The sequence below is a fragment of the Sphingomonas sp. NFX23 genome, assembly GCF_049887795.1.
GTDB lineage: Bacteria > Pseudomonadota > Alphaproteobacteria > Sphingomonadales > Sphingomonadaceae > Sphingomonas.
The window spans coordinates 24,295-38,413 of the sequence record NZ_JAGEKH010000001.1; the positions used below are offsets into that span (position 1 = coordinate 24,295).

Here is a 14,119-nt window from a genome sequence, read left to right on the forward strand (position 1 = left end):
GCGGGAGTCCAGTCTGGGCCCCCGCCTTCGCGGGGGAACATGCTTACTTTTGGTACCCGCAACGGCCCTACATACTGCCCCCCCCGGCGCAGGCCGGGGTCCAGTCGCGGGACCTTGCTAACTTAGGTCGGCGTTTCGTTACTCTGACCTTTCCAACTGGGCCCCGGCCTTCGCCGGGGTGGCGCTGGGTGTGAGGTGACTGCTTCTAGAGCAGCTTCTCGATATCCTTGCGGATGTCCTCGGGCTTGGTCGTTGGGGCGTAGCGATCCATCACGGCCCCAGCGCGCCCGATGAGGAACTTGGTGAAGTTCCACTTGATCGCCTTCGACCCGAGCACCCCCGGAGCGTCCGACTTCAGCCGCTCGAACAGCGGGTCCGCCCCTGCCCCGTTCACATCCACCTTCGCGAAGATCGGGAACGTCACGTCGTAGGTCAGCGTGCAAAAGTTGGCGATCTCGGCTGCGTCACCCGGCTCCTGCCCGCCGAACTGGTTGCACGGGAACGCGAGCACTTCGAACCCGCGCTCCGCATAATCGCGATGCAGCGCTTCGAGTCCGTCATATTGGGGAGTGAAGCCGCATTTGGACGCAGTGTTTACGATCAACAGCACCTTGCCGCGGTGGGGTTCGAGCGAAGTCGCTGTGCCGTCGGCGGTCTTTACGGTGAAGTCGGTGATCGCGGTCATGGGCGGTCCTCGTGTCGGGCCAGCAGATACGCCAAGTTCTGACGTACGCCGGGCCATTCGTGGCGGAGGATGCTGTAGACGACGGTGTCGCGCAAGCGACCGTCGGCCATCACCTGATGCCCGCGCAGCACGCCGTCGCGCTTGGCGCCGAGGCGTTCGATCGCGCGCTGCGAGTTCTTGTTGAGCGAGTCGGTGCGGATCTGGACGCATTCGCAGCCGAGTGTGTCGAACGCGTAGGTTAGCAGCATCAGCTTGGCCTCGGTGTTGACGCCGGTGCGCTGCACAGCCTTCGCGTAGAAGGTGCCGCCGATCTCCAGGCGCTTGTTTCCTTCGTTCATCCGCATGAAGCGCGTGGTGCCGACGACGGTCCCGCCAGCCACCACCGCGAACAGTCGCGCACGGCCAAAGTCCTGCTCACGCAACGCCGCCGCCAGCCAGCGTTCGGGCGCCTTCATCATCGTGACGTTGGCGTAGAACGTGTCCCAGAGGTTGTCCGCCGCCGCCGCCGCGACCAGCGCATCCATGTCGTCGGCGACCAGCGGGCGGAGCGTGACGTGACGCCCGGTGAGCGTCGGCGTCTCGCCCCAGCTCACGCCAGCCGCCCCTCGTGCAGCCGCAGCACGCGGTCCATCCGGGCTGCCAGCCGCTCGTTGTGCGTCGCGACCACCGCCGCAGTGCCCTGTTCGCGGACCAGCCGGATAAACTCGGCGAAGACGATGTCGGCGGTATGTTCGTCGAGGTTGCCGGTCGGCTCGTCCGCCAGCACCAGCGCAGGCTTGTTGGCGAGCGCACGGGCGACCGCGACGCGCTGTTGCTCGCCGCCGGAAAGCTGGCTCGGGCGGTGAGTCAGGCGGTGGCCGAGGCCTAGCTGGGTCAGCAATTCCGCTGCCCGCCTGTGCGCCTCGACCCGCGTCGCGCCGTGGACGAGCTGCGGGAGGACGACGTTCTCGGTCGCGTTGAAGTCCGGCAGCAGGTGGTGGAACTGGTAGACGAAGCCGAGGCTGTCGCGGCGCACCACGGTGCGCTCATGCGCGTTGAGCTTCGCGGCCTCGGTGCCGGCAATCCTGATCGATCCCTGGAAACCGCCCTCCAGCAGACCGACGGCCTGCAACAGCGTCGACTTGCCCGAGCCCGATGGCCCGAGCAGCGCGACGATCTCGCCGGGTGCGATCGCGAGGTCGACGCCGCGCAGGACGTCGATGGTCGCGCCGCCCTGCGTGAAGCTCTTGGTCAGCCCGCTGGTCTGCAGGACATAATCGTCGAACTTCTCGATCTTACGGTCGATACGAAGGCCTTCATTCATAACGCAGCACCTGCACGGGGTCGGTACTCGCCGCTTTCCAGGCCGGATAGAGCGTTGCGAGGAAGCTGAAAACGAGCGCCATCAGCGCGATCACGACGATCTCGACGGGGTCGGTCTTCGACGGGAGTTCGGTCAGATAGCGGATCGACGGATCCCACAGGTTCTGGCCGGTGAGGAGCTGGACGAAGTTCACAACGCCCTGCCGGTAGAACAGGAAGATAAAGCCGAGCACGAGGCCCGCGACCGTGCCGAGCGCGCCGATGGTGGTGCCGACGACGATGAAGATCCGCATCATCGAGCCACGCGTCGCGCCCATCGTCCGCAGGATCGCGATGTCGCGCGTCTTGGCGCGGACCAGCATGATCAGCGACGAGAGGATGTTGAACACCGCGACCAGGATGATGATCGACAGCACGGTGAACATCGCGACGCGCTCGACCGCGAGTGCCTCGAACAGCTGCGCATTCATCGTCCGCCAGTCGGCGATCACCGCGTTGCCGCCGATCTTGTCGGCGAGCGGCTTGAGAATCTCGCCGACGCGGTCCGCGTCGACCGTCTTCAGCTCGACCATGCCGGCCGCGTCGCCCATCAGGAGGAGCGTCTGCGCATCCTCGATCGGCATGATGATGTACGCCTTGTCGTAATCATAGACGCCGATCTCGAAGATCGCGCCGACCGTATAGCTGACAATCCGCGGGACGGTGCCGAACGGTGTCGTCTGGCCTTGCGGGCTGAACAGCGAAATCTCCGAGCCGACCTGCGCGCCGAGCGATTCGGCGAGGCGTGAGCCGATCGCGATCCGGCCGGAGCCTTGCGTGATCGACTGGAGCGAGCCCATCACGACCTTGTTGCTGATCGTCGAATTGCGGCGGATATCGTCGACGCGCATGCCGCGGACCAGCACCGCCTCGGCGCGACCATTATAGGTGGCGGCGAGCGGCTGTTCGATCAGCGGCAGCGCGCTGGTGACGCCGGGCGTCTTCTGCGCCTGCGCGACGATCTCGCGCCAGTCGGGGAGCCGATTACCGACGCCCTGCACCACCGCATGGCCGTTGAGCCCGACGATCTTGTCGAAAAGCTCGGCGCGGAAGCCGTTCATCACGCTCATCACGATCACCAGCGCGGCGACGCCGAGCATGACCGCGACCAGGCTTATCGAGGCGACGAGGAAGATGAACGCCTCGCCCTTGCCCGGCAGCAGATAGCGGCGGGCTATCATCCGTTCGTAGCGGGACAGGATCATGGGCGGCCAGGTTCGATCGTTAGGGATAGGGTGCAGCGGCTCTAGGACGCGGCCCGTTGCGAGGCAACTGTCGGGGCAGGTGCGTCAGCCCTGTGAGTGGGGGTGCGGCGGCCCCTCGTATCGGGGCGAATTGGTCCCGATCCGGAAGTGTCTAGATTGGTCTGTTGCGTAATCGCCACAGGCGCAGTTCAATCGTGAGCCGCCCCGCGCAAAGACCGTGACAAAATCCACGGACATAACTAGCAACAAACTCGCTGAGACACAGGCAACGGCCGTGGTTCGGGGACTGCTTTTCCGCTCCGTCGCAAGACGAGATGCGAGAGCAAAAAAATGGGGGCTGACGAGCGATCGTCACGCAGGCGCCCGGATCGGCAACGGTCCGGGCGTTTGCTTGTCCGGCATAGTTCACCGCAGCGATCTATACTTTGAAACATCTTCGTTTGCTGCCTGCCCTATGCCGCCGAGCCAATAGCGACGGTCTTTAGGGCTGATCGATATTCAGCTTGAGGCGCGCCGGTCCTAAAACCACTCAGTCACCCCGGACTCGCTCCGGGGCCCACCGTTCCGCATGCTAAATGCTATCGATTTTGCGGCACCGTGGATGCCGGAACCAGTCCGGCATGACAGGAAAAGCGCTGACCTAGCACCTCAAGCCGAATGTCGATCCGTCCAAGTTCCTATCCAGTGGACGTCGCCGGGATGCCCAACGGCATCCCGGCCGTCAGCGGGTCCGGCGCTTCGTCAGCCGTGACGCGGCGCCGTTTTCCTCCGCGTTGAGCTTGCGCCAGCGTTCGAAACGGTCCGGCGCCAGCGTCCCGGCCGCGATCGCCGCCTGGATCGCGCACCCCGGCTCCACCCCGTGCGAACAGTCGGCGAACCGACACTCCTGCGCGAGCAGCGCGATATCGTCGAACACCTCGGCCAGCCCGGTCGCGGCCTCCGACAATTGCAGTTCGCGCATACCGGGCAGGTCGAGCAGCCAGCCGCCCTGGTCGAGCCGGTGCATCTCGCGCACCGTCGTCGTGTGGCGGCCGGTACCGTCCTTGACCCGCACCGCCTGCGTTCCGATGCTGTCCGATCCCCGCAACGCGTTGACGAGCGTGGATTTGCCGACGCCGGACGAGCCGAGGAACGCGACGGTCTTGCCGGGGCCGCACCATGCCGCCAGCCGCTTGACGTCCGCCCGGTCGCGTCCGTCGACGGTTTCGACGAGCAGTCCCGGCTCGATCGCGCGCGCAGCAGCCGCGAACTCCTCGGGCGTGTCGGTCAGGTCGGCCTTGGTGAGGACGACGACCGGGGGCACCCCCACCTCGCGCGCCAGCACGAGATAGCGCTCGAGGCGGGCGATGCTGAAATCCTGGTTGCACGATGCGACGATGAAGACGGTGTCGACATTGGCGGCGATCATCTGATCTTTCCGCGGATCGGCCGGCGAGCGTCGCTTGAACAGGTTCATGCGGCGAAGGACTCGCGTCGCCTCCTGCGTTCGATTGTCGATCAGCAGCCAATCGCCGACCGTCGGGTGATCGTCCTCGGGCTGCGCACCGGCGATATAGGGCGAGACGAAACCGTCCGATTTGGCGCCGGACACCGCGATCTTGCCACGGTGCACCGCCATCACGCGGACAGGGTGGCCGTGGAGACGCTCGTCCTCGGTCAGCTGGTCCGCAAAATGCGCAGTCCAGCCAAGGTCTGCCAAAGTCTGGTCGGTCATAAGCTTGGCGCGGTATCTTTCCTGGCGACGCGGCGGCGGTCGCACCGCCTATCGTCTAGGCCGCGACGGAGGGCATTGCCATCGCCGTATGCACACGCGACCGCGCAATGGCGGTGCGCTTGAAGGCGGACCGACTGACCGGCCAGGTATACCAGTAATCGCCGGCGATATTGCCGACCGGCGAACCGCAAAAGCTGAGGTTCATGAAATCGCACGAGAACGCGTTAAAGTCCCGCCTTGAGTTAGTCGCCCCAGCTTGAGATCGGCATGACCGTTGGCAAAGCTCTGCTGATACCAGAACTGAGTCAGCCGCCAGGTCTGGCCGCGGCCATACACCTCCTGAACCTGTTGCAAGACGCCGAGATTCGCAGCCGCGCCCAGATCCTTGCCACGCCGATAGGTCACCGTCGCCTGAAACGTGCCGCTCTTAATGCCAATCAGCTTTTCCGCGTCGAAGGTTGCACCGAAGACGAACTGGCCGGTCTCGCGCACGAGATGGCGGTCCCCGCCCGAAACGTTCGCCGCGGTCTCCGATCCATAGCTCGCCGTCAGGTCTACGCCGTCGTTACGCAGGCTGGTGCGAAATCTGCCCCACTCCCCCGTCAACGTGGAAGGGCGGGCTGCAGGCGGTTCTTCCGTCAATGGGACCGGCGCCGTGGCCTGCTGCGTGTCGGCGGGTGCGGTCGCGGCGCTGGCCTCGGGAACGGGCGCCTTTTCCTGGGCATACGCCTGGCTGCCGATGGTCGAGGCCAGCGTACCGGCGGCAAGGAGACTGGTGTGGAGACTGGTGAGGAGGCGGGTCACTGAGCCACCTTCCGCGATGCCGACAGCCCGAAGGCGACGATCAATCCGTAGCAGATGACGGGTACGATCAACGCGGTCGCGATCGTCGACGCGTCGGCGATGCTGCCGGTGATCAGCGGCACGATCGCGCCACCGACGATCGCCATGCAGAGCAATCCCGATCCCTCCGCAGTCTTGCGCCCAAGCCCTTCCAAACTCAGCGAGAACACCGTTGGGAACATGATCGAATTGAACAACCCTACCGCGATCAGCGTCCAGCCCGCGACGCCGCCGGTGCTGACGATCGACGTCAGGACCAGCGCCGCCGCGATACCTGCGAAGACCGCGAGCAGCCTACCCGGCGCGATCCGGTAGAGCAGCCAGGAGCCAATGAACCGCCCGACCATTGCGCCGCCCCAATAGAAGGACAGCCGTTCGCCAGCAGACTGCGCGCTCAGTGCCAGCGTGCTCGGCTGCTCGAGGTAATTGACTAGGACGCTGCCGATCGAAACCTCGGCGCCGACATAGGCGAACAAAGCGATGACGCCGAAGCGTACGCGCGGCACGCGCAGGAGCCTGAGGCTGTCGCGAAAACCGACTTCATCCGGCCGTTCCGAACGCAGCGTCTTGCGCTGCGTCCAGAATATCACGGCAATGACCGCCAACACGACGGCGATCCCGAGATAGATGTGAGCGACGATCTCGCTTTCGGCCGCACGGAAGGCGGGGAGCGCACTGGCGGATATTGTGGCCGGATCGACCTTGGCGGCAGACCCGAGGATCAACTGCGCGCCGATATAGGGTGCGATCGTCGTCCCGAGCGAATTGAACGCCTGCGCAAAGGTCAGACGGCTGCTGGCACCGGCGGGATCGCCGAGCCCTGCGATCAACGGATTGGCAGCGACTTGCAGGATCGTGATGCCACCCGCGAGCACGAACAGTGCGATCAGGAAGCTCCAATAGGTGCCGGATCCGGCGGCGGGCCAGAACAGGACCGCTCCGAGCGCCATGACCGCCAGTCCGACGACCAGGCCCCGAACATAGCCGATCCGCGCGACCAGCGTTCCAGCGGGCACCGATACGATGAAGTATGCCATGAAGAACGCGAACTGCGTCAGCATGACCTCGGTATAGGTCAGCGAGAACAGGCCCTTCAGTTTCGGTATCAGGATATCGTTCAGGCTGGTCGCGCCGCCCCAGATGAAGAATAGCCCGATGACAAGCCAGACCAGCGATCGCGGAACGGTCGAGTTCGGATCGGTCGAGCGGCTGGCCGTGGCGATCTCTGAAGGCATGATGAAACATCCTTGGATGGGTTTGGACAGCCGCCGACCATTGGCGCGCGTTCAGCCGCGTCACGGCAGGCAAGTGATTGCGAAGGATTGCTTTCAAGCAGGACCGAGCGTCAGGCGGCTATCGAAGAAGAGCCCGCCCTGCTGAACAGTGCCTTTTGCGCCCGTGAGGTGGGCGTCAGCTAATAGGCATCGCGTAATGGCACGACCGGCAGTACGAATGGCCACTCCAGCGAATTAGCACCAAAAACGGCAAGTGACTGGTTGCGCACGGCCGAAGCGCCGGCCTCGGTATTCTCGTCCACGCCAGGTCCGACACCGTCTTGTCCCGGCAACGCCCGTACTCGATCATTCGATGACGGAACGCCGGCTCCATGCTCGGTCGCAAGGGTGGCCGATCCGTCAAGTTCGACGAAGAGCGTTGCGTCCGGATCCGTTGCAACGACCGTTGAGGGCACCTGATACTTCAGTGGCACTGAGATGATCTGATCTCCGAATGGACGCGGCGAAACCGATGGTAACGGTGCGGGGCTTCACGGCCCCGCACCGCTGACCATGCCATCACCATCCGTGATGCCGGAAACCGAACCCAGGTCCCCAACTGCCCCAGCTGTCCCAGTTCCACGCCGGATCGTCATAATCCTCCGCGGCGATGCGTTCCTGATCGACGATGTTCTTTGCCTGGTCCGCCTGCTGGTATCGGCCGTACGCGGACTGCGATCCAACGTAGAGGCAATTGCAGTCCTTCGGGTCGGCGTAGACGTAGGTGACGATGTCGCCCTTCGTCCGACGCGCGAACTTGTCCTTCGGGAGCCGCGCAAGCATGGCCAGCCGAGCGGGCGAGTTCGCCGGCTTCACGATGAACCCGGCCGCGGAGAGCGAGTTCTCCATTTTGGCGATCGACTTCTTCGACTCCGCTGTCGCGGGCGCGGTAAGCAATGGAACCACGGCTGCCGATGCGAGCATGGCGTAAAGCGCTTTCATAGCGAATCTTTGAATAAACATTTCAAGACCTCCTGGTGGCTTCGCACAACAATGGCGCGGTTTTTGCGGATTGCTGTCTACGTATAAGTAAACAAATCCCACGGAAGACATGACCACAGACAATACGTGGATGGATACCATACTTTGGTCTTGCCGCTATATCTGAATTTCGCGGAACCATTCCTGAAATTGGTCATGAAGCACCGCGTTTAACCTACTCATACGAACGTATGATTTGCCCGAGGCCTTGGACAGGCGATCCAGTCTTCGTCGGGATGCAGCGTCCCGATCCTTCGATCGACAGGAACTCGACATGACCGAAACATCAAACAAGGTCGCCGTCTGCTGGAACGTCAACCCAGAGGGTGACACAACGCCGTTGGATCGGCAGCGGACGTGGTGACACGGTTCGGTACGGGCCCTGCCCAGCTCCTTTTTGGCCTGTTGCTCGCGAGTTGCTCGAACGCGCCCAAGACCGCTGCCCCCCACGACCCGGCCCAGGTCGGCATTGTCACACTGACGTCGGGACCCGTCACCACTACGCAGGAGCTGACGGGGCGAACAAATCCGACCACCGAGTCCGACGTACGCCCGCAGGTCGACGGCATAATTCTCGCGCGTTTGTTTCGGGAAGGCGCTTACGTCCGCGCCGGACAGCCGCTGTACCGGATCGATCCCAGCCAGTTCCGCGCCAGTCGAGACCAGGCTGCGGCAACGCTGGAGAACGCGCAGGCAACCTATGCCGCGGCACAGGCACAAGCCAGTCGCTACGGATCGCTCACCGATCCCGACGCGGTTAGCAAGCAACAGTTCGACAACACCGTCGCTGCTGCGCGGGAAGCGCGCGCAACGATCCACCAGAGCGCGGCCGCGCTGGAAGCCGCACGTATCAATCTTGGTTACACGCTGATCCGCGCACCGATCAGCGGCCGGATAAGCCGATCGGCGGTTACGCCCGGCGCGCTCGTAACGGCGAGCCAGGCGACCGCCTTGGCCACGATCCAGCAACTCGACCCGATCTATGTCGACCTCGTCCAGTCGAGTGACGCCTTGCTGACCTTGCGGCGTGCGCTGGCGAAGGGAAGCGTGCTGCCGTCGAGCACCACGGTGACGCTGAAACTGCCCGATGGCAGCAGCTATCCGCATCCCGGCACCGTGGAATTCACCGAGGTCACAGTCGACGAGAATGCCGGCACGGTCACGCTGCGCGCACGCTTTCCCAACCCGGAGGGCCTGCTGTTACCCGGCATGTTCGTCCGCGTCGCGGCGCCGCAAGGCGTGACGCCCAACGGTATCCTCGCGCCTCAACAAGGCATTACGCGCGATCCCAAGGGCAATGCCACCGCGCTCGTACTCGGCGCCGGCAATACCGTCGTCGCCACGCCCGTGATCGCGGCCCAGGCGGTCGGCGAGGCATGGCTGGTGACGCGCGGACTGAAACGTGGCGACAGACTTATCGTCGATGGCACCGATAACGCAGTGCCGGGGTCGGTCGTTAGGCCGGTCCCGGTGCGACTGCCGACGCTGGTGCAAAACCCATGAGCCAGTTCTTCATCGATCGGCCCATTTTCGCTTGGGTAGTCGCGATCGGCATCATGATGGCCGGCATCCTCGGCATCACGACGCTGCCGATCGCGCAATATCCCGATATCGCCCCACCCTCGATCAGCATCAGCGCAAACTATCCCGGCGCCAGTGCACAGACCCTACAATCGAGCGTCACCCAAGTCATCGAGCAGCAACTGACCGGCATCGACGGTTTGCTGTACTTCTCCTCGTCGTCGAGCTCGGCCGGGTCTGCGGCGATCACGGTCACCTTCGCCAAGGGTACCGATCCAGACATTGCGCAGGTCCAGGTCCAGAACAAGGTGACCCAAGCGAGCTCGCGCCTGCCCAGTGTCGTGCAACAGGAAGGCGTAACCGTTGCCAAGTCGAACAGCGACTTTCTGCTGATCGTCGGGGTGTACGACACGACGAACAAATCCACGCAAACCGACGTCGCCGACTGGATGGTCAGCAACCTCCAAGATGACCTCTCCCGTGTCACCGGTGTCGGTCAAACCCAGTTGTTCGGATCGGGGTATGCGATGCGGATCTGGCTGCAACCCCAGAAGCTGGCCGCGGTCGAGCTTATGCCGTCCGACATCGGCGCTGCCGTCCTGGCGCAGAATGTCGACATTTCCGCGGGCCAGCTCGGCCAATTGCCTGCGGTCGCCGGCCAGCAGCTGACCGCGATCGTCAATGCCAAGTCGCGGCTGCAGACCCCCGAGCAGTTTCGCAATATCGTCGTCAAGACGGCGATCGACGGTACCGTGGTGCGACTGTCCGACGTCGCACGCGTCGAGATGGGCAGCGACAGCTACATCACCGACGCGCAGTATAGCGGCCATCCGGCGGCAGGACTGTCGATCCAGCTCACGCCTGGAGCCGACGCGCTCAAGACGGCGGCGGCGGTCAAGCTGCGGGTCGCAGAGCTCACCACGCATCTGCCGGCGGGCTACAGGATCGTCTACCCGCGCGACACGACGGATTTCATCAAGCTGTCGGTCGCAGACGTCGTCAAGACCCTGTTCGAGGCGATCGTGCTGGTCGTGATCGTCATGTTCGTCTTCCTGCAGGATTGGCGCGCGACGCTGATCCCGGCGATCGCGGTTCCCGTCGTGCTGCTGGGGACGTTCGGTATCCTCGCGATGTTCGGCTATTCGATCAACACGCTGACTTTGTTCGGCATGGTCCTCGCGATCGGACTGCTCGTCGACGATGCGATCGTCGTCGTCGAGAACGTCGAACGCATCATGGAAGCGGACGGGCTGTCACCGAAGGACGCAACGTCGAAATCGATGCGCGAGATCAGTTCGGCGCTGATCGGCATTGCCATGGTCTTGTCCGCAGTGCTGTTGCCGATGGCGTTCTTCGGTGGCTCGACCGGCGTCATCTATCGCCAGTTCTCAGTCACCATCGTGTCCGCGATGGTCCTGTCCGTCCTGGTCGCGCTGGTCCTGACCCCGGCATTGTGTGCGACGCTGCTCAGACCCGCGGGGCAGTCCAAGGCCGACGGCAACGGCGTCGGTGCCCGCTTCAACCGGTGGTTCGATCGTGCGACCAACCGCTATGTCGGAGGCGTCGGTACCGCGATCACGCGGCCGATGCTGTACCTGCTGGCTTATGCCGGCATCCTCGTCGTGCTCGCTTTGCTGTTCGTCCGCCTGCCTACCGGCTTCTTGCCCAACGAAGACCAGGGCATCGCGCTGTTTCAATACACGCTGCCGACCGGCGCTGCGCAGTCGCGAACCGACGGCGTGCGCGCGGATATCGAGAAATATTACCTCCAGAACGAAAAGCGTGACGTGACGGGTGTGCTGACCGTCGATGGCTATAATTTCTCCGGTTCATCGCAGAATTCCGGTCTCGGGTTCGTGACGCTGGCACCGTTCGACCAGCGCACGGGTGCCGCCAACACAGTCGACGCGGTCAACGCACGGGCGACTGCCGGACTGGCGAAGATCCGCGATGCGCAGATCTATGTGCTTACGCCGCCGCCGATCAGCGGCTTGGGGCAGGCTAACGGGTTCACCTTCGAGCTGCAGAACTCCGCTGGTGTCCCGATCGACACGTTCGAAGCATTGCGCGACCGGCTGATCGGCGCCGCACGGAAGGATCCGCTGCTCGCTGGCGTTCGTCCGAACTCCTTGGCCGATACGTCGCAACTCAAGGTCACGATCGACGAGGCGAAGCTCGCCGTGCTGGGGCTGGCGGAAAGCGATGCCACCGCCACGCTGAGCGCGGCTTGGGGTGGCAGCTACATCAACGACTTCATCGACCGAGGCCGCGTGAAGAAGGTCTATATGCAGGCCGACGCACCCTACCGCATGCTTCCGGGAGATCTCGCCAACTGGTTCGTCCGCTCGACCTCTGCGGTCAGCAACGGTGGTATCGCGACCGCGGCGACGACGCCGACGATGGTTCCGTTCTCCAGCATCGCGACGACCAGCTGGGAAAAGGGGCCGACCGCGCTCACCCGCTTCAACGGGCTGTCCTCGTATGAAATCCTCGGCAGCCCGGCGGCGGGTGTCAGTTCGGGGACCGCGATGCTGCGGATGGCGGCGCTTTCGCGGCAATATGCGCCGGGCACGAGCTTTGCCTGGAGCGCGCTGTCGTATCAGCAAAACATCTCGAGCGGCCAAGCGCCGATGCTGTACGGCCTCTCGCTGCTCGTCGTGTTTCTCTCACTCGCAGCGCTGTACGAAAGCTGGACGATCCCGTTCGCCGTCCTGCTCGTGGTTCCGCTCGGATTGATCGGCGCGGTTCTGGCGGTGACGGTCCGCGGGCTCGACAACAACATCTATTTCCAGATCGGCCTCCTGACGACGATGGGCCTGGCCGCCAAGAACGCGATCCTGATCGTCGAGTTCGCGGCCACTGTTCATGCCGAGGGCCGGAATGCCCGCGATGCGGCGGTGGAAGCCGCGAAGATGCGACTCCGGCCAATCCTCATGACCTCGATCGCGTTCATCGCCGGCACGTTCCCGCTTGCGATCGCCACCGGCGCCGGCGCGAACAGCCGCATCGCGATCGGGACGGCGGTGGTCGGCGGGATCCTGACGGCGACGCTCCTCGCGATCTTCTACGTGCCGCTGTTCTTTGTCCTGGTCGCACGCATTTTCCACGGCGACCCAGCGACCCCGCCCGAACCCGGTCCCGGTCCCGCTCCCAGGCCCGGCAGCATCGAGAGGACCGTCTGATGCGCCGTATCCTGTTCGCGCTCCCGTTGCTTGTCACGGGTTGCGATCTCACCCCGCACTATCTGCGTCCCGCGATCGATGCGCCGCCGACCTGGCCGACAGGCGCTGCCTACGCGCCGACGACGAACCAGCCCGCCGGTCTTCCCTGGCGCACCGTGATGGGCGGCGCACGACTGCGGACGCTGATCGAGCAAGCGCTCGCCAACAACCAGAATCTGGCGGCGACCGTCGCGAACGTCGCAGAGGCGCGCGCGCAATACCGCGTGCAGCGATCGTCGCAGCTTCCGACCGTGTCGGCGAACGCAGGGGCGACGGTGGATCGGTCGATCACCAATACCACCGGCAACACGCAGACCTTCGCCGCCAATGTCGGCATCAGCAGTTTCGAGATCGACCTGTTCGGACGGCTTAAGAATCTCAGCAAGGCAGCGTTCCAGCAATATCTCGCGACCGATGCGGGAATGCGATCGGCCCGCATCCTGCTCATCGCCGAAACCGCGAGCGCCTATCTGACCTTTGCGTCGGACCGCGACCTGCTCGGGGTAGCGCAGGAGACGTTGAAAAGCGGCAACCGCAGCCTTGCGCTGACCCAGTCGCTGCATGCCGCGGGGCTGGTCGCCGGCACCGATGTCGCCGATGCGGAGACCGTCGTCGCTCAGGCACAATCGGACGTGGAGCAATTTACGACGCAGCTTGCCCAAGATCGCAACGCACTCACGCTGCTCGTCGGGACGCCGGTTACCGACACACAGCTGCCGACGTCGCTCGGCGACCTTGACGGGACGGTGGCGCTGGTCCCTGCGGGCCTGTCCTCGACGGTGTTGCTGCAACGCCCCGACGTCGTGCAGGCCGAACACGCTCTCGAAGGCGCCAACGCGAACATCGGCGCCGCCCGCGCCGCGTTCTTCCCGACGATCTCGCTCACGGGAATCCTCGGTTTTGCCAGCACCGCGCTCGGCGCGTTGTTCACCGGCGGCGCGCTCGGCGCGTCCGGTGCCTCCGCGGCGACGCTTCCGATTCTGGGTGGGGCAAACCGCGGCAACCTCGACTACGCCAAAGCGCAACGCGACTACGCCTTGGCGATGTACCGCTACACCATCCAGACCGCCTTCCGTGAAGTCGCCGACGAACTAGCCCGCCGCGGCACCATCGACACGCAACGCGCGGCCCAGGCGCGGCTCGTGGCAGCGGCATCGACCAGCTATCGGCTTGCAGACGAACAATACAGGATCGGCACGTCGACGTTCCTAGCTGCCCTGATCGCGCAGAGGACGCTGTACGCCGCACAGCAGACGCAGATCGCGATCACCCTCGCCGACCTGCAAAACCGCGTCGCGCTGTACCAGTTCATCGGTGCCGACGGTGGCGCTTAG

Annotated in this window: 11 protein-coding genes and 1 pseudogene; 3 read left to right on the forward strand and 9 right to left on the reverse strand. The window is 64.3% G+C overall.

From position 1 onward, the window contains the following. Positions 1 to 205: 205 nt before the first annotated feature. The 9 genes and pseudogenes from J4O76_RS00115 to J4O76_RS00155 form a co-directional block, all read right to left on the reverse strand. Positions 206 to 685 carry a glutathione peroxidase gene (locus J4O76_RS00115; RefSeq protein WP_426279644.1) on the reverse strand — a complete coding sequence of 160 codons (480 nt, stop codon included), beginning with the start codon at positions 683 to 685 and terminating at the stop codon, positions 206 to 208. Continuing rightward, positions 682 to 1,278 (reverse strand): GNAT family N-acetyltransferase, encoded by a 597-nt coding sequence (locus tag J4O76_RS00120; RefSeq protein ID WP_426279645.1) that lies wholly within the window; start codon positions 1,276 to 1,278, stop codon positions 682 to 684. Before J4O76_RS00120 ends, J4O76_RS00115 begins: the two co-directional genes overlap by 4 nt. Continuing rightward, a complete protein-coding gene (locus J4O76_RS00125) occupies positions 1,275 to 1,988 on the reverse strand; it encodes an ABC transporter ATP-binding protein (protein WP_426279646.1) in 714 nt (237 codons plus the stop codon). The genes J4O76_RS00120 and J4O76_RS00125 overlap by 4 nt, the downstream gene beginning before the upstream one ends. After that, a complete protein-coding gene (locus tag J4O76_RS00130; protein ID WP_056489550.1) occupies positions 1,981 to 3,231 on the reverse strand; it encodes a lipoprotein-releasing ABC transporter permease subunit in 1,251 nt (416 codons plus the stop codon). The genes J4O76_RS00125 and J4O76_RS00130 overlap by 8 nt, the downstream gene beginning before the upstream one ends. 721 nt (positions 3,232 to 3,952) lie before the next feature. Beyond that, positions 3,953 to 4,945, reverse strand: coding sequence for a ribosome small subunit-dependent GTPase A (gene rsgA / locus J4O76_RS00135; protein ID WP_426279647.1), 993 nt, complete (start codon positions 4,943 to 4,945; stop codon positions 3,953 to 3,955). A gap of 55 nt (positions 4,946 to 5,000) precedes the next feature. Then, positions 5,001 to 5,749: pseudogene (locus tag J4O76_RS00140) on the reverse strand (carbohydrate porin). Beyond that, positions 5,746 to 7,023 (reverse strand): sugar MFS transporter, encoded by a 1,278-nt coding sequence (locus J4O76_RS00145; protein ID WP_426279648.1) that lies wholly within the window; start codon positions 7,021 to 7,023, stop codon positions 5,746 to 5,748. The pseudogene J4O76_RS00140 and the gene J4O76_RS00145 overlap by 4 nt, the downstream one beginning before the upstream one ends. A 179-nt stretch (positions 7,024 to 7,202) precedes the next feature. After that, positions 7,203 to 7,325 carry a hypothetical protein gene (locus tag J4O76_RS00150; protein ID WP_426279649.1) on the reverse strand — a complete coding sequence of 41 codons (123 nt, stop codon included), beginning with the start codon at positions 7,323 to 7,325 and terminating at the stop codon, positions 7,203 to 7,205. A gap of 256 nt (positions 7,326 to 7,581) precedes the next feature. Further along, positions 7,582 to 8,004: a hypothetical protein gene (locus J4O76_RS00155; RefSeq protein WP_426279650.1), complete on the reverse strand. Its 423-nt coding sequence runs from the start codon at positions 8,002 to 8,004 to the stop codon at positions 7,582 to 7,584. 396 nt (positions 8,005 to 8,400) lie between these two features. On the opposite strand from J4O76_RS00155, the gene J4O76_RS00160 reads away from it, so the two are divergent. From J4O76_RS00160 to J4O76_RS00170, 3 genes are read left to right on the forward strand one after another with little or no spacing between them, the layout of a single operon-like run. Continuing rightward, complete coding sequence (locus tag J4O76_RS00160) at positions 8,401 to 9,546, forward strand: efflux RND transporter periplasmic adaptor subunit (protein ID WP_426279651.1); 1,146 nt, start codon at positions 8,401 to 8,403, stop codon at positions 9,544 to 9,546. Beyond that, positions 9,543 to 12,746, forward strand: coding sequence for an efflux RND transporter permease subunit (locus tag J4O76_RS00165; RefSeq protein ID WP_426279652.1), 3,204 nt, complete (start codon positions 9,543 to 9,545; stop codon positions 12,744 to 12,746). Before J4O76_RS00160 ends, J4O76_RS00165 begins: the two co-directional genes overlap by 4 nt. Further along, complete coding sequence (locus J4O76_RS00170; RefSeq protein ID WP_426279653.1) at positions 12,746 to 14,119, forward strand: efflux transporter outer membrane subunit; 1,374 nt, start codon at positions 12,746 to 12,748, stop codon at positions 14,117 to 14,119. Before J4O76_RS00165 ends, J4O76_RS00170 begins: the two co-directional genes overlap by 1 nt.

Bases quoted from the DNA above. Each gene is read 5' to 3' on its own strand.
- rsgA (WP_426279647.1), bottom strand. From the start codon at position 4,945: ATGACCGACCAGACTTTGGCAGACCTTGGCTGGACTGCGCATTTTGCG.
- J4O76_RS00170 (WP_426279653.1), top strand. From the start codon at position 12,746: ATGCGCCGTATCCTGTTCGCGCTCCCGTTGCTTGTCACGGGTTGCGAT.
- J4O76_RS00155 (WP_426279650.1), bottom strand. From the start codon at position 8,004: ATGAAAGCGCTTTACGCCATGCTCGCATCGGCAGCCGTGGTTCCATTG.
- J4O76_RS00115 (WP_426279644.1), bottom strand. From the start codon at position 685: ATGACCGCGATCACCGACTTCACCGTAAAGACCGCCGACGGCACAGCG.
- J4O76_RS00130 (WP_056489550.1), bottom strand. From the start codon at position 3,231: ATGATCCTGTCCCGCTACGAACGGATGATAGCCCGCCGCTATCTGCTG.
- J4O76_RS00125 (WP_426279646.1), bottom strand. From the start codon at position 1,988: ATGAATGAAGGCCTTCGTATCGACCGTAAGATCGAGAAGTTCGACGAT.
- J4O76_RS00165 (WP_426279652.1), top strand. From the start codon at position 9,543: ATGAGCCAGTTCTTCATCGATCGGCCCATTTTCGCTTGGGTAGTCGCG.
- J4O76_RS00145 (WP_426279648.1), bottom strand. From the start codon at position 7,023: ATGCCTTCAGAGATCGCCACGGCCAGCCGCTCGACCGATCCGAACTCG.